Origin of the sequence: Faecalibacterium intestinale (assembly GCF_040096575.1) — a bacterium.
In the GTDB taxonomy this organism is placed as follows: Bacteria; Bacillota; Clostridia; order Oscillospirales; family Ruminococcaceae; genus Faecalibacterium; species Faecalibacterium intestinale.
This window is the reverse complement of record NZ_JBBMEN010000013.1, coordinates 43,783-59,309: the sequence shown is the minus strand read 5'-3', so window position 1 is coordinate 59,309 and position 15,527 is coordinate 43,783. Positions and strand designations below refer to the sequence as shown.

General features: G+C 57.1%; 16 protein-coding genes. 11 read left to right on the top strand and 5 right to left on the bottom strand.

The window, feature by feature from the left end; all coding sequences use genetic code 11:
* Positions 1–120: 120 nt before the first annotated feature.
* The 5 genes from WMO20_RS09655 to WMO20_RS09635 all read left to right on the top strand — a co-directional run bounded on the left by WMO20_RS09655 (position 121) and on the right by WMO20_RS09635 (position 5,401).
* On the top strand, positions 121–372 hold the full coding sequence (locus WMO20_RS09655; RefSeq protein ID WP_349186699.1) for a DUF6061 family protein: 252 nt from the start codon (positions 121–123) through the stop codon (positions 370–372).
* Between the two features lie 166 nt (positions 373–538).
* Entirely contained in the window at positions 539–1,876 is a 1,338-nt protein-coding gene (locus WMO20_RS09650; RefSeq protein ID WP_349186698.1) for a TrkH family potassium uptake protein, read from the top strand.
* An 11-nt stretch (positions 1,877–1,887) separates the two neighbouring features.
* Positions 1,888–2,535: a potassium channel family protein gene (locus WMO20_RS09645; protein ID WP_055184871.1), complete on the top strand. Its 648-nt coding sequence runs from the start codon at positions 1,888–1,890 to the stop codon at positions 2,533–2,535.
* Between the two features lie 189 nt (positions 2,536–2,724).
* The gene (locus WMO20_RS09640; RefSeq protein WP_349186696.1) at positions 2,725–4,698 is read left to right on the top strand and encodes an ATP-binding protein; all 1,974 of its coding nucleotides are present in this window, start codon (positions 2,725–2,727) and stop codon (positions 4,696–4,698) included.
* Complete coding sequence (locus WMO20_RS09635; protein ID WP_097779998.1) at positions 4,691–5,401, top strand: response regulator; 711 nt, start codon at positions 4,691–4,693, stop codon at positions 5,399–5,401. Before WMO20_RS09640 ends, WMO20_RS09635 begins: the two co-directional genes overlap by 8 nt.
* A 130-nt stretch (positions 5,402–5,531) precedes the next feature.
* Here WMO20_RS09635 and WMO20_RS14555 read toward each other — a convergent pair whose 3' ends face one another.
* A complete protein-coding gene (locus WMO20_RS14555; protein ID WP_435387763.1) occupies positions 5,532–5,915 on the bottom strand; it encodes a hypothetical protein in 384 nt (127 codons plus the stop codon).
* A 26-nt stretch (positions 5,916–5,941) separates the two neighbouring features.
* On the opposite strand from WMO20_RS14555, the gene WMO20_RS09625 reads away from it, so the two are divergent.
* The 6 genes from WMO20_RS09625 (at position 5,942) to WMO20_RS09600 (ending at position 11,072) form a co-directional block, all read left to right on the top strand.
* Entirely contained in the window at positions 5,942–6,124 is a 183-nt protein-coding gene (locus tag WMO20_RS09625) for a hypothetical protein (protein WP_349186694.1), read from the top strand.
* Positions 6,125–6,739, top strand: a complete 615-nt coding sequence (locus WMO20_RS09620; protein ID WP_349186692.1) for an extracellular solute-binding protein — start codon at positions 6,125–6,127, stop codon at positions 6,737–6,739.
* A 32-nt stretch (positions 6,740–6,771) separates the two neighbouring features.
* Positions 6,772–8,313 carry a helix-turn-helix transcriptional regulator gene (locus WMO20_RS09615; RefSeq protein WP_349186691.1) on the top strand — a complete coding sequence of 514 codons (1,542 nt, stop codon included), beginning with the start codon at positions 6,772–6,774 and terminating at the stop codon, positions 8,311–8,313.
* 47 nt (positions 8,314–8,360) lie between these two features.
* The gene (locus WMO20_RS09610; protein ID WP_242983234.1) at positions 8,361–8,498 is read left to right on the top strand and encodes a hypothetical protein; all 138 of its coding nucleotides are present in this window, start codon (positions 8,361–8,363) and stop codon (positions 8,496–8,498) included.
* A 134-nt stretch (positions 8,499–8,632) separates the two neighbouring features.
* Positions 8,633–8,920: a DUF6110 family protein gene (locus WMO20_RS09605; RefSeq protein ID WP_316540857.1), complete on the top strand. Its 288-nt coding sequence runs from the start codon at positions 8,633–8,635 to the stop codon at positions 8,918–8,920.
* A 61-nt stretch (positions 8,921–8,981) separates the two neighbouring features.
* On the top strand, positions 8,982–11,072 hold the full coding sequence (locus tag WMO20_RS09600; protein ID WP_349186687.1) for a heavy metal translocating P-type ATPase: 2,091 nt from the start codon (positions 8,982–8,984) through the stop codon (positions 11,070–11,072).
* A gap of 312 nt (positions 11,073–11,384) precedes the next feature.
* On the opposite strand, the gene WMO20_RS09595 is transcribed toward WMO20_RS09600, so the two are convergent.
* From WMO20_RS09595 to WMO20_RS09580, 4 genes are all read right to left on the bottom strand, one after another.
* On the bottom strand, positions 11,385–12,284 hold the full coding sequence (locus WMO20_RS09595) for a 4Fe-4S binding protein (protein WP_349186686.1): 900 nt from the start codon (positions 12,282–12,284) through the stop codon (positions 11,385–11,387).
* Complete coding sequence (locus tag WMO20_RS09590) at positions 12,281–12,745, bottom strand: FMN-binding protein (protein WP_349186684.1); 465 nt, start codon at positions 12,743–12,745, stop codon at positions 12,281–12,283. Before WMO20_RS09590 ends, WMO20_RS09595 begins: the two co-directional genes overlap by 4 nt.
* Complete coding sequence (locus WMO20_RS09585) at positions 12,742–13,845, bottom strand: FMN-binding protein (RefSeq protein WP_349186682.1); 1,104 nt, start codon at positions 13,843–13,845, stop codon at positions 12,742–12,744. Before WMO20_RS09585 ends, WMO20_RS09590 begins: the two co-directional genes overlap by 4 nt.
* Before the next feature lie 80 nt (positions 13,846–13,925).
* Positions 13,926–15,242 carry a penicillin-binding Tp47 domain A-containing protein gene (locus WMO20_RS09580; protein WP_112091262.1) on the bottom strand — a complete coding sequence of 439 codons (1,317 nt, stop codon included), beginning with the start codon at positions 15,240–15,242 and terminating at the stop codon, positions 13,926–13,928.
* Positions 15,243–15,527 lie beyond the last annotated feature (285 nt).

The following is a 15,527-nucleotide window of genomic DNA, read 5'->3' as shown; positions in this document are numbered from 1 at the left end:
TTTTGACTCTTCGGAAAACAGAACGAATCCCTTGCTTCCATCCAAAAACGTCCTAGACCTTATCATAAGAAAGCACGACAGACCACTGTGAGAGTGCCGTAAGGCAGAAGGGACACAAACATGAAGTACGATGCAAGAGCCTGCAAGTTCAACATGGATACCGGCTGTGTGGAGCTGCTGCTCCGGGATGGCAGAAAGGTTTCTATCGACTGCACCGGGGTTGAGGATGCGCTGGATGTGACCATGGCGCAGAGGTCAGAGTTAGATTACCTTATTTACAATGACCCGCTGGGCTATGCGGATTTCATTCTGAATGGTGATCCGGAGGAATATTTGAAGAATATGGCTGGAAGCCATGGACTGGAAATCTAAATGAATGCTGGATATTACTGTTTTTTAACGGGTGATGTCCAGCATTTGTTATTTGGTGTTGCCCGATCAATTTTAATGGAATCTTTATACTTCTACAATTTTCTTTACGGCTCTTTTATTTATTCCATGCTAATCTTTATGCACACGGATAGGTAAAGGAGCTTTTATGATTCAATATCCTCGTTACAGGCAGCACCGTTTTTCTTCTTTTCAGGTTATTATTGCAGGGTTTGCGGCAGTTGATCTGGTGGGCGCATTGCTTCTGATGCTCCCGATCGCTGCACAGCAGCGGTGCGTTACACCGTTCCATGAGGCGCTGTTTACTTCCACCTCTGCCCTTTGCGTGACCGGACTGGTGGTACAGGATACCGGCAGCTACTGGTCGGCATTCGGGCAGAGTGTGATCCTTCTTCTGATCCAGATCGGAGGACTGGGCGTCATTACAGTAGGTGCTGCCTTTGCGCTGCTTTCCGGGCGAAAAATCTCTCTCAAGCAGCGCAGCACGATGCAGGAAGCCACCGCTGCCCCACAGATGGGCGGCATCGTGCGGCTGACAGGCTTTATTCTGCGGATCACCGCTCTGTTTGAACTGGCCGGTGCTGCACTGCTGCTGCCGACATTTTGCGCCGATTATGGTTTGCGCGGGATCTGGTACGCACTGTTTCATTCCATTTCGGCGTTCTGCAATGCCGGCTTTGACCTGCTGGGAACAGAGGGTGCAAAATTTGTTTCGCTGACACGGTATGCAGGAAACCCATTGCTTACCACAGTGATCGCGGCCCTGATCGTCTTTGGCGGCCTTGGCTTTCTGACATGGGAGGACATTTGTACATACCGCCTTGACTTTCACCGCTATCGGATGCAGAGCAAGGTGATCCTTGTCACAACGGCGTTTCTTCTGGTACTGCCGTCGCTGTACTTTTATTGCTTCGAGTTCACGGCAGGCTCTGCCCGGCAGCGCATTTTATTGTCGATGTTCCAATCCGTTACCCCTCGTACTGCCGGTTTTAACACCGCCGATCTTGCTGCGATGGGCAGCACTTCACAGGCATTGATGGTGGTTCTGATGCTGTTGGGCGGTTCGCCCGGCTCCACGGCAGGCGGCATGAAAACCACAACATTTGCCGTTCTGCTGGCCAATATGTGGGCGACCTTCCGCCGCAGAGAAGATGCGGAATTTTTCGGGCGGCGCATAGATGGTTCTGCGGTCAAGAATGCTGCCACCATCGCAGGGATGTATTTGACGCTGTTCTTCCTCGGAGCCTTTGTCATTGCTACGGCTGAGCAGCTGCCGATGTCGGTCTGTTTGTATGAGACTGCTTCGGCTGTGGCAACGGTGGGTCTGACATTGGGCATCACGCCGCAGTTGGGCATCCTTTCGCAGGGGGTGCTGATCGCACTGATGTTTTTGGGACGTGTTGGCGGATTGACGTTGATCTATGCGGCATTTGGCAGCAGCCCTGCCCACTCTCGTCTGCCACAGGAGAAAATCGCAATCGGATAAAGGAGATAAGCATGAAATCGATTCTTTTGATTGGACTTGGCCGTTTTGGCCGCCATATTGCGCAGGAACTGAATGAGCTGGGTCATCAGGTCATGGCCATCGACAGCAACGAGGACCGTGTGAACGCCGTGCTTTCCTATGTGACGAATGCACAGATCGGTGACAGCACCAGCGAATACTTTCTGCGTTCCCTTGGCGTCGGTAATTTTGATGTGTGTATCGTAACCATCGGCGGCAATTTTCAGAGTTCGTTGGAAACAACATCACTGCTCAAGGAGCTGGGCGCAAAGCTTGTGGTCTCGCGTGCAGAGCGGGATGTACAAGCCAAGTTTCTGCTGCGCAACGGTGCGGATGAAGTGGTCTACCCGGAAAAGCAGCTGGCAAAGTGGGCAGCAATCCGATATAGCTCCGAACACATTCTGGATTATATCGAGCTGCAGGACGACCACGCCATCATGGAAGTGACGATTCCGCCGGAATGGACGAATCGCACGATCGGCGAGATCAATATTCGAAAAAAGTATAACATCAACATTCTTGCACTGAAAAAAGACGGAAAGCTCGATATGAGCATCACGCCGGATACGCAGCTGTGCCGGGATGAAAGTATGCTGGTTTTGGGGAAATACGCATCGATCCAGAAGTGTTTCCGGCTCTGAAAAGATAGGACGGATCGTATGGATGTCGCTTTGTTATTGATGGTTCTTGGAGTCATGCTGAGTGGTTTCCGGGCAGCAGATGCGCTGGATCACATACGACGGGAGATCCTTCGACAGGAAGGAAAAAGACGCGGCTGGTGGTCGTGACCATCAAATTGTGCTATACTGTGGGCAAGGCAGGTGATCTTTATGAATCAGAACGACCCACCCACTGAACATATTCTGGCATGTCTGTCGTCCTCTCCCTCCAATGCAAAGATCGTGCGGACGGCGGCAACGATGGCAAAGGCGTTCGGCGGGACCTTTACAGCTCTGTATGTCCGGACGCCTGATTCGGATCAGATGGGAAAAGAAGATCGTCGGCGTTTGCAGCAGCACATTCGTATGGCAGAGCAGGCAGGTGCCGACATTTCTACGATCTACGGAGATGACATTCCACAGCAGATCGCAGAGTTTGCCCGCATCTCCGGCATTACAAAAATCGTACTGGGGCGCTCCAGCGTACATCGCCGCCATTTCTGGAGTGGAGCATCACTGACTGAAAAATTGACGCTGACTGCGCCTAATCTGGATATTTATATCATCCCGGATGCTTCTGCAGAGAACGGCTACGGTTCAGGACGGAAGCTGTTCACCCGTCCGCTTCTGCCGTCTGTCCGTGATCTGCTGATCACCGCAGGCATCCTGAGCTGCATCACGCTCATCGGCTTCTTTTTCTTGCAACTGGACTTTGCACGCTATAATATTATTATGCTCTATATGCTGGGGGTGCTGTTCACCGCATTGTGTACCAGCGGCTATACCTGCGGTGTGCTGGGCTCTGTTGCCGGTGTTGCGCTGTACAATTTTTTTCTGACGGAACCGCGCTTGACATTCCATGCGTATGATCCCGGTTATCAGGTTACATTTGCCCTGATGCTGACCTCTGCAATCATTACCTGTGCGTTGACAACACGGCTGAAAGACCATGCAAAAATGTCTGCGCAGGCAGCATTCCGGACAAAGGTACTGTTTGATACGAATCAGCTTTTACAGAGAGCAAAAAACGAGGAAGAAATCCTCTCTCAGACAGCGTCCCAGTTGATGAAGCTGCTGAACCGGAGCCTGATCGTTTACCCGGAACAAAACGGAGATCTTGGGTCAGAACAGGTTTTTGAGATTGATGGGGAAGTGCCGCGCAACATCTTTTCTGCACCGGAAGAACGGGATGCAGCAAACTGGACGTTTGCCAACAAAAAGCGTTCCGGCGCAGGCACGGATAGCTACCCGGATGCAAAGGGGCTTTATCTTGCGCTTCGGACCGGAGGCGGCGTGTTTGGAGTGATCGGGATCGATCTGTCCGAAAAACCGCTGGATGCCTTTGAAAACAGTGTGCTGCTTTCCATTCTGGGCGAAGGTGCGCTGGCCATCGAAAACCGCAGAAACGCGCTGGAAAAAGAGCAAGCTGCATTGCAGGCAAGGAATGAAGAGCTGCGGGCAAACCTGCTGCGCACGATCTCCCATGACCTGCGCACCCCGCTGACCTCCATTTCCGGCAATGCCAGCAATCTGCTTTCCAACGGAGAAACGCTGGATACAGAGACCCGGAACAAGATCTGCACCGATATTTTTGACGATGCGCAATGGCTGATCGGTCTGGTGGAAAATCTGCTTTCCATCACCCGCATTGAAGATGGGCGGATGAATCTGCAGATCTCGCCGCAGCTGATGGACGAAATGATCGAAGAAGCACTGCATCATGTCAACCGGAAAAGCTGCGAACACACCATCACAACACAGTATGGGGACGAGATCCTCTTGGTCAATGTGGATGCACGGCTGATCATGCAGGTCGTTGTCAATCTGGTGGATAACGCCATCAAATACACCCCCGTGGGCTCGGTCATTCAGATCTCGGCTTACCGGAAAGACCATCAGGTCGTAGTGGAGGTTGCAGATAACGGTCCCGGCATTCCGGATCGCGCAAAAGCACAGGTGTTCGAGATGTTTTATACCGGGCAGAGCCGCATCGCAGACAGCCACCGCAGCCTTGGACTGGGCTTGCCCCTCTGCCGTGCGATCCTGACGGCTCACGGCGGAACATTGACCCTGCGTGACAACATTCCCAATGGCAGTGTCTTTTCTTTTGCATTGCCGCAAAGCGAGGTGAACATTCATGAATAAGCCGTCCATTCTGGTCGTAGAGGATGATGTTCCTGTACGGTGTCTGATCACAACGACCCTGAAAGCCCACGGCTATAAATATCTGACTGCTTCCAATGGGGAAACGGCAATCATGATGACTACCAGCCACAATCCGGACATCATGCTGCTGGATCTTGGACTGCCCGATATAGACGGCATCGAGGTCATCCGCAGCGTCCGCACATGGTCGAACCTGCCCATCATCGTCCTGAGTGCCCGGAGCGAAGATTCTGATAAGATCGAGGCACTGGACAACGGCGCAGACGATTATCTGACAAAGCCGTTTTCCGTGGATGAGCTGCTGGCAAGACTGCGTGTAACGCAGCGCCGATTGAATCTGCTGGCTTCTGATGGTATAAACAGCCCGGTTTTTGTCAATGGTCCTTTGAAGATCGACTTCTCGGCAGGCTGCGTCTGGCTGAGCGAGAATGAATTGCATTTGACCCCCATCGAGTACAAACTGCTGTGTGTGCTGGCGCATAATGTGGGCAAAGTGCTGACGCATACCTCCCTCACGCAGAAAGTATGGGGCAGTACGCAGGAAAATGACATTGCTTCCTTGCGAGTTTACATGGCATCTCTGCGCAAAAAATTGGAACGATACCCGGATGCGCCGCATCTGATCCAGACCCATGTTGGTGTCGGATACCGGATGCTGCGCGCAGAAAATGATGAAGCATAGTAAAAAAACAGGGTGCGTCCACCCGGACGCACCCTGCCATCGCAATTCACGATTTGATTCGTTGGCAACAACCGTGAATTGCATATCGCAAACAGGTTGTTGAGATTTGCTCTGCTTGTAAAACTTGCGATTAAAGCCACAGACGATAGCGATATGTACAGCAGGGAGTTCCCCAACGGGAACTTCCTGTTTTTCGTTGTTTGCATGATGAGCCTGCTCCGCCTGCCATAGGAAAACTCGGTATGTGAATCAGTACAAAACTCATCTTCTGTCTGCGGTAAATCCTTCTGCTGCCAGCAGCAACAGGATTCACCGAGAGTTTATAGCCCCGCTCCTCGCTGACCACCACCCGGAACGGGATGGGGGTAGCAGTACCGTACAGGATCTCGCCCAGCTCCTTGGTGTTGATGTAGTACACACGCTGATCCTTGCCGGTGTCGCCGCCGTAGGTAAAGCGCTTAGTCACGGTCTGGAAGGTAGCCGCCAGACTGTCGCCGAAGTTTCCGGTAAACACGCTGGGCTCGGTGGATCCTGCTCAACGTGACCAACATGACCAACAGCGCCGCCATCGGCGGCCAGCTGCAGGATGCCAAGGCCGGCAAGCCCGGCGCGCTGGACTATCCGCTGCGTCTGGTGGAGCTGAACGCGCTGGAGCAGGGCAGCGGCGCGCTGTACAAGGACAGCTGGTACGACCTGACCAACGAGGCCTTCCGCGCTTCGTAGATGGAATTTGCCCGGGCACTGGTGCAGGGCGATATTCTGGTTTCGGATCTGTACTCCAACACGCAGGTGATGACCGGCGAAACGCTGGCGGGTCTTGGCAGCTCTGCAGCCATCCTTTACTACAACGATGTCGTGACCTACCCGGACAACACCACCGAGCCCACCGATCTGCTGCTGGCACCCCTGCCGCACGCCGCCGGTACCGCCACGCCTTTGATGCCGCAGGCCGGTGTGGGTCTGTGCGCCTTTAAGACCACCGACCAGAAGGCCGAGGCCGCCGCTGTGTTCCTGCGCTGGCTCACCGAGCAGCAGCGCAATCTGGAATTTGCCGCCGATACCGGGTATATGCCGGTGTCCAGCGCCGCCTTTGACGCCATTGCGGACTATCCGTTCGAGCAGCAGAGCTATCAGCGGCTGTACGACGTTTACAACGCGATGCGCATCCAGAACACCCCGGTGTCCGAGCCGGGCATCGTGGGGTACCATGCCAAGACCAAAACCTTCTATGACAGCCTGCGCCAGCGCCAGAAGGACTATCCGCAGCGCCTTGCCGGCGGCGAAACGCTGGAGGCCCTGACCGCAGAGACATGGCAGCTGCTGTGCGACAATGCCTGAACCCGCAGCGCAGCCGGAAAAGGGGGACTTTGATGCACTTTTTTGCCAGACACCGTGAGAATATCCGCCAGAGCGCTATGAGCGCCCGGCTGCTGTGGCCCTGCCTGCTGCTGCTGGTGCTGACCTTTGGTGCGGCGTTGTTCCTGTTTGCCAGTCTGCACAACACCAAAAAGGATACGACCCGCAGCCTGGAGATCCAATTCTCGGTGTTTCAGAACGATGTGGAGCGCTATTTTGATCAGCTGGCGGTCATGGGGGTGAACCTTTCTGCGGATATGAGCGCCCTTGTAGACCAGCGGCTTGCGGAACGGAAGATGGCTTTTGACCGGCTGAACGACTCGCCCGAGGTGCTGAACGCGCTGGAGGAAGAGATGATCGAGCCGCTGTGCCGCAGCCTGCGTCAGACCAGCTGCTCCGGTGCCTTTGTGCTGCTGGACGCCACTGTCAACACCCGCATGGAGGGGGCAGAGCATTCCCGCGCCGGGCTGTATGTGCAGAAAAGTGGTGCCGACACCCCCACCGTGCCCCTGCTGCTGTACCGGGGCAATGCGGAGGTGGGCAAGACCCACAGCGTAATGCCCCACCGCAAATGGCGCATGGAGTTCCAGACCGACCAGTTCCCGGACTATGACCGCTGGATGACCCCCGGCAGCGCCCCGCTGTACCAGTGTTATACGCTGACCGAGCGGTTCAGCATTCCCGGCACCTCAGAGGAAGTGCAGCTGTTTTTGCTGCCCCTGCGGGGACAGGACGGCACGATGTACGGGCTGTGCGGCTTTGAGATCAGCGAAAGCTACTTCAAGCAGAACTTTGCCCAGCCCACCGGGTTTGACCGCCTGATCTGCCTGCTTGCTCCGGCGGGCGATGGATTGAACGCCGGAGCAGCCCTTAGCAGCGGCACTACCGATGGCTACTACCACGCCCCCCGGGACGCGCTGGCGCTGCGCAGCATGGGCGGCAGACTGACCCAATTGATCGGTGCCGGCAGCGCCTATGCGGGCATTACGGAGCTTTGCCGTCTGAACGAGAACCAGGCCTACCGGCTGGCCGTCTGCATCCCCATGGCAGACTACCAGCGGCTGGTGTTTTCCGGCAACCTGCAAATGCTGCTGATCGGCCTGTTCATCGCCTTTTTCGTGGTGTTCTGCTGTATATACTTCCACCGGCACATCCTTTCGCCTGCGTTCCGGCAGTTCGAGGAGGACAAGCGGGAGTCCCGGCGGCGGATGGACGAGCTGCAGATGGAGCGCCAGCAGATGCAAACAGAGCTTTCCCGGCTGGCAGACGTGTGCCGCAATGAATCGGTGCCCGATGCATTCCAGACCTTTCTGGCGGGCATTCCCACCCTGACCAAGACCGAGCGCCGCATCTTTGACGGCTATGTGGCCGGGCTGCGCTCCCGGGAGATCGTGGAGCAACTGGACATCAAGGACAGTACCCTGCGCTTCCACAACAAGAACATCTACGAAAAACTGGGTGTAAGCTCCCTCAAGCAGTTGCAGCAGTTCGCGGCGATCCTGAATTCCGGTGGCAACAGCGTCCCGGACGACGGCACCCCCGGGAAGGGCTGCTGAACCGGCTGCTCCACCGTTCAATGATGTATAAATAGGAGGTGCCTGCCATGACCGACCTTCGGGATTGGTTAAAGGCGTACAACATCAAAAATTCTATGGGCGGGGAGATGGCATATAACACGATTCAGCGGATGCTGAGCAGCCGCTGGCTTTTCATCTTGCCGGGGCTTGAACATAGCCGCTAACAATGTTAATGCGTCCTAACATCGTCGAAAAATATTGAAAAAACCCGAAAGCGTGCTAATATATAAAGATAAAGAGCCCGCCCTGCTCAAGGGTACGGGCGCTCAGATAGGAAAAACAGAAACGAGGGGTAAATATGTTTGATGCAAAAAAGCTTGCACTGTTTTTGGGCGGTGTGGTGTTCGGCTCTGCCGGTTTCAAGGTGCTGTCCAGCAAGGACGCAAAAAAGGTCTACACCCAGACCACCGCTGCGGTGCTGCGGATGAAGGACTGCACCATGCAGACCGTGAATAAGGTGCAGGAGGAAGCAGGGGACATTCTTGCCGATGCAAAGGCCATCAACGAGAGCCGCGCCGCCGAGGCTGCACAGGAGGTCATCGAGGATACGGCTGCAGAACAGGCCGAAGAGCAGACCGCACAGTGATATAGCGCAGCAGAGCCGCCGCTTTGGGCGGCTCTTTTTGCACAGAGGGGTAAGAAAAGCAATGAAATGTACGATCCTACATGAAGGGAAGGGGCGGATGCGGGTGCACGTCTGCGCTGTGCGCATGACCCTGCACCGGGCAGACGTGCTGGAAGCCTACCTGAACGGGCAGGACAACATCCAGAAAGCCACCGTCTACGAGCGCACCGGAGATGTGGTGCTGACCTACCGGGGCAGTCGGAAGGACGCCGCCGCCCTGCTGGCGGCCTACCGCTTTGACAACGAGGAATTGGAGGTGCTGGTCACCTCCCACGATAGCCGAAAGATCAATCAGGAATATCAGGAAAAGATGGTCAGCCTTGTGGCAGGCCGGGTGTTCCGCAATGTGTTCCTGCCTGCGCCCATCGCGGCGGCGTATACGGTGTGGCGCTCCATCGCCTTTGTCTGGAAGGGCGTCCGCTGCCTGCTGCACCGCAAGCTGGAAGTAGAGGTGCTGGATGCGCTCAGCATCACCGCCTCCCTCCTGCGGGGGGATTACAGCACCGCAGGGTCGGTGATGTTCCTGCTGACGGTGGGCAGCTTGCTGGAAGAGTGGACAAGGAAAAAGAGCTTGGACGACCTTGCCCGCAGCATGGCGCTGAACGTGGATAAGGTCTGGGTGCGCACCCCGCAGGGCGAGGTGCTGGTGCCGTTGACCCGCGTCCACGCCGGGGACGAAGTGGTGGTGCGCTCCGGCAACATGATCCCGTTGGACGGCATGGTGCTGGAAGGCGAAGCTATGGTGAACCAAGCTGCCCTCACCGGCGAGTCCATGCCGGTGCGCAAGACCATCGGCGCTACCGTCTACGCCGGCACGGTGGTGGAAGAGGGCGAGTGCGTCCTTGTAGCCAAGGCAGAGGGCGGCGCCAACCGCTACGATAAGATCGTGGCGATGATCGAGGAATCGGAAAAGCTCAAGTCCGGCACCGAGAACCGGGCTTTGCAGCTGGCCGACCGTCTGGTGCCGTGGTGCCTTGCCGGTACGGTGGCTACCTACGCCTTTACCCGCAACGTCACCCGCGCCATCTCCATTTTGATGGTGGACTTTTCCTGTGCGCTGAAGCTTTCCATGCCGCTGGCGGTGCTCTCTGCCATGCGGGAGTGCGGGGAATACCACATCACCGTAAAGGGCGGCAAGTATCTGGAAGCGCTGGCAAAGGCGGACACCATCGTGTTCGATAAGACCGGCACCCTCACCCGCGCCACCCCGCAGGTGGTGCAGGTAGTGCCTTTCTCCGGCTGTGAGGAGCAGGAGGTATTGCAGCTTGCCGCCTGTCTGGAAGAGCATTTCCCCCATTCCATGGCAAACGCCGTTGTCCGTGCTGCCAGAGAGCGGGGTATCTCCCACGAGGAGATGCACTCCGAGGTGGAGTACATCGTGGCGCACGGCATTGCCAGCCGGGTGGGCGGCACGCGGGTGGTCATCGGCAGTGCCCACTTCATTTTTGAGGACGAGGGCTGCACCATCCCGGCGGGGGAACAGGCAAAGTTCGATGCACTGGACCCGCAGTACTCCCACCTGTATCTGGCGGCTTCCGGGGTTCTGGCGGGGGTCATCTGCATCGCAGACCCCCTGCGCCCGGAGGCGGCACAGGTGCTGCATAAGCTCCGGAAGCTGGGCATTGCCCAGACGGTCATGATGACCGGCGACAGCGACCGCACTGCCCGCGCCATTGCGGCGCAGGTGGGGGTGGACCGCTGCTTTGCGGAGGTGCTGCCGGAGGATAAAGCCGCCTTTGTCCGTGACGCCAAGGCCGAAGGGCACACCGTTGTGATGATCGGTGACGGCATCAACGATTCGCCCGCCTTGTCGGCGGCAGATATCGGCATCGCCATCCATTCCGGTGCCGCCATCGCCCGGGAAATTGCCGATGTGACCATCCGTGCAGACAGTCTGGAAGAACTGGTGACTTTAAAAGCCATTGCCAACGCCCTGCAAAAGCGGGTGGGCAGCAATTACCGCTTTGTCCTCAGCTTCAACTCCGCGCTCATCCTTTTGGGTGCTCTGGGCATTCTGCCCCCTGCCACCAGCGCGATGCTGCATAACCTTTCCACCCTTGGCATCAGCCTGCGCAGCATGACAGACCTGCTGGAGCAGAAGAACGAAGGATAAAAAACCGAAAATCTCGCATAAAACAGGAAAGCATCTGCAACATTCGCTTCTGAATTTCAGAACACAGCGAATTCGTTGCAGATGCTTTTACTTTTAGAGGGCGAGCCCGGTAAAGTGTGCAAATACAGTTTCCGGCCGCGCCCCTTCCCGTGAAAATGGTACGCCGGAGCGTCCGCAGACGCTCCGGCGTACCGAAATTATAAATAGTTTTTCCGCTGAAAATGCCCAGAGCATAGCGGAGGGCATTCAAAATCGTCCTAGTCAAAAAAGGAGACTGATGCACAAATACTGCGCAGCGGCTTCCTTTTTGTTTCAGATAAACCGGCAGAAGCCCAGCCAGCAGCCCAGCAGGAAAAAGAGCAGCGCCTTACCCAGCACCGGCAGCCACTGGTGCTTACACAAGGCGGTATCCCACCGGTGGATGTTCTGTTTGGGGCAGGTGCCCACGCAGGCTTCACAGGCAATGCACTCCCCGCTGCGCAGGCTGGTTTCCTCCAGCTTCAGGTACACCGGGCACTGCTGTTTGCAGGCATTGCAGCCCGGGATGCAGCCCTCGCTCTGCCGGTGCAGCCGCGCAAAGGGAAGCACCGGCAGCAGGGCGAACACCGCCCCCATGGGGCAGAGGAACTGACAGAAGAACCGGGGCTGCACTGCCATGCCCAGCAAAATAAGCACAAGCAGCGCAATGCCCACGCCGAAGCCCTCCGGCGGCAGACGCAGAGCCGTCAGGCGGGAAAATACCTCCCACGGGCTTGCGCCGGTCAACAGCTTTTCCTGCCGGGTCACATACAGCGCTACCAGCCCTGCCAGCAGCAGATATTTGACCTTCTGTCCCAAAAGTACCGCCCGCTCCGGCAGACGGAGCTGCTTTTTGCGGTGAAACAGCTTTTTCTGGAGTAGCCCGGACAGCGCCCAGACGGCATCGCCCAAGCTGCCAAAGGCGCAGGCGTACCCGCAGAAAAACCGGTCGAACAGCAACGTGAAGCCGCACAGCCCCAGCAGGGAAAGCGTAAAGCTGTCCGCCGAGAGCACCTCGCCCGCACCGATGTGCAGAAAGATCTGTTTTACCCCGGAAAAACCGGCCACGAACGCGCCCGGCATGGTCACAAAGAAGAACAGCTGCACCCCGGCACGCAGCCATGTACGGCGTTTTTTGTCCCGCTGACGCTGCTGCGCCGCCGTTAAAGGCTTTGCCTGTGTTTTTTCCATCATCCTGCCGCCTTTCCCAGTGCATCTTCTACTGCACCGATGAGCCCTTCTGCCGTGAGGGTAGCGCCGGAAACGGTATCCACCTCGGCAGACTGCACCGCCAGCATCTCGTCCAGCAAAGGCAGCGCCTGCTTATAGTAGGGCTTATCCTCACCGGAAGCATCCAGCACCGATATATCGGTCATTTTTCCGTTCTGAATGGTTACCGACACCCGGATGACATCGCCAAAACCAAAGGCGCTGCCCTCGTAGGTGCCGTCCCGGTAGCCGCTCTGGCTCTGCTCCGCCTGCGCTGCGCTCTGCGCCTGCAAAACGGAAGTGTTGTAGGCTTCCACCTCGGCAATTTCCTGCTTGCGCTGGCTTACCGCCGCCGCCCGGACCAGCGCCACCTGCTGGTATTGCCACAGGATGCCAAGGATCAGCAGCAGGTTCACCGCCCGGAGGAGAAAATTCTTGTATTTCATTCCGCTGCTCCTTCCGTTTCAGGTTCGGTTTCGGTCTCTTCCGGCGGCAGTGCCGTCTCGGATGTCGGCAGCACTTCCTCAGAAGATGCCGGTTCAGAATCGTCCGGTGTTTCTGCCGGGAAAAGCTGCTGCCACACTTCCTTGAGCCACACGGGAACGGCGCTCTTTTCCTCCGGCTGCACCACCTCCACGGTGGGCGCGGTGACCGGCGTTTCCTCGGGCTCTGCTGCTTCGGACGGTGCGACTTCTTCCACCACTTCTTCCGATGCAGCCTGCTCCGGGTCGGTTTCCTCTGCCGGGGCGACCGCTGCTTTTGCCAGCGCCAGCTTGACCGCGTTCAGGATACCGGTGGAGGAGTAAGTCGCACCGGAAACGGCATCCACATTGGGGTTTTGTCCTTCCAGAATGGCGGGAATGACCCGCTTTGCCCGGGAAAGATATTCCTCCTCGTCCTCGGCGCTCAGAACCGTGATATCGGTGATCTTATCCTCTGCCACCGTGATCTGCACTGTAATTTTGCCCTCAAAGCCTATGGCTTCGGCGGTGTAGATGCCGTCAAGGTAAGTGGAGGGCGCTGTAAATTCCTCCACCACCAGCGGTGCGGCGGGCTTGGGCTGCGGCGGCAGGGGATTGTTGACCACCTCGCCGGTCAGGGCGTTCTGCACCGCGCCCAGAATGCCCCGGCTGGTGTAGGTGGCTTCGGAAACGGCATCCACCTCCCAGCTCTGGGCATCCACTACAGTAGTCAAAAGCCGCTTTGCGCGCCGCAGAAACTGCTTGGTCTCGTGGGAAGCATCCAGAATTTCAACCTCCGTGATGCTGCCGTTTTCCATGGTCACCTGCACCCGGACGGTACCGCCGTAGCCCCGGGAAGAGCCGACGTAAACGCCGTCAGCATAGGGCAGCTTGGGCAGCGCTTCTTCCTCCGCTTCGGAGGAAGCGGCTTCCACCGGCTGCTCCACCACGGCTGTCAGCCTTTCCGGCACGGCAGCCAGCACCGGCACAGTGCGCGGCAGGGCAAAAAGCACAGCCGCCGCTGCCGCCAACGCCGGGAGCAGCTGCACCAGCGGCAGCAGCGTGTTGCTTCGTTTTTTGTTCATTCCAAGTCCTCCTGACACGGAAAAGCAAGGCCGCCTGCATAGAGCGACCTTGCTTTTTGGGTATTCTGTTTTTTGCCGGATCAGGCAGCTTTCAGGTTCTGCACGGCATCGGTCAGGTGGGTCACCTGCTCCAGTGCAGCGGCCTTATACAAGGTCTCGCGGCTCAGCAGCTCCACGCTTTCGGCCAGTTCAGTCTCCAGATTGGCGTAGCTGTCGGCGGTGTAAGCGGCCTTTGCCTTGCCCTGTGCTTCGGCAACTACAGCCTGCAGGGCGGCGCGGTCGGCATCGCTTGCCAGTTCGTGCTTGGCAAGGTTTTCGGCAGTGGTCTGGAACTTGACCACCGTGTCGGCATAGCCCAGTGCGCGGATGGTGATGGTCCAGTAGCCGGTGCCGTCCGTGCCTTCCGGCAGCTGGCAGCGGGCGGAATCGCTCAGACCCAGCTGGATGCCCATGGACTTGTGCATCCAGTTGTCGGCTGCAAACTTGGTGCCGTAGGAGGCCTTGGCGTGGGTGTAGGTGCTGTCATTGCCGTAGTAGGTCCACACCACGGACTGCATCCGGGAGCCAAGCTCGCCGTAGTTGCCGTTCAGGTCCACGCGGATGAACTCGCCAAAGCTGCCCACATCGCTGCCGCTGCGCAGGTTCACGGTAAGACCATCAGCAGCTTTCTGGGCGGCTTCTGCCACGCCGGAACCGGTGCCGGTGTGTGCGGCGGAGAAGGTGTAGCCATCGCCGCTCTTGGTTGCATACTTCAGGCCGTTGGTGTTCTTGTCCACCGCAGCCGTCAGGGTGTAGGCGGTCAGGTTCTTTTCAGAGTAGCCGCCCACCAGCTGGCCGCCGTTTTCCACAACGGTGTACTTGGAGCAGAAATCTGCAAGGTCGCTGGTAGCCACGCGCACCGGCACATACTTGGTGCCCAGCACCTCGTAATGGTCCATCTGCACGGTAGAGCCATCGGCCTTAGTGATGGTGCCGCGGTTCCAGCCTACGGTAGTGCCATCGGCCAGATAGATGGTCTTGCCATCGTCCGACCAGTGGGAAACGGTGTAGGTGCTGCCGTCCTTGGCGTAGATGACAGCAGTGCTCTGGAAGCTGCCGCGGTGCAGACCATGGTTGGCGGTAGCGCGGGAAACGGCGTCAAATGCGCCAAGGTCGTGCTCCTCGTGGCTGTCCAGCTGCGCAGAAGCGGCAGTGCTGCCGGCAGCATAGACCTTCTCGTTTGCCCAATACTCGTCCCAAGTCAGGGCAGCGTAAAGGTAGGTGTACTTTTTGCCCAGCAGAAAATCGAAAAAGCCGTTTTCCTCCTCGGCGGGGGCTGCTGCAAAGGCGGTAGCGGTCAGCAGGCTAAGCGCCATAGCCGCCGACAGCAGCAGGGAAAGAAATTTCTTTGTTCTCATGAAAAAATGCTCCTTTCATCACACTGGCAGGGGATAGGAATCATGTGGTTAGCATCACCTAACATTGCGCGCAAAGAAAAACCCGCGGGGCAAAGCCCCTCAGATGGTTAGGATAAGCTAATTGACGAGACCTAAAATAGCACGCCTGCAAAGCGTTGTCAAGAAAAAACGGGGATGTTTACAGAGGTTAATTTGCGGGCAAAAGGTGCCGTTTACGCTCTTTATGCTGCAAGCCCTTGACCTTTTTGCCGGAGCGCAGTATACTTTTCATGTGGTTAGTTATAA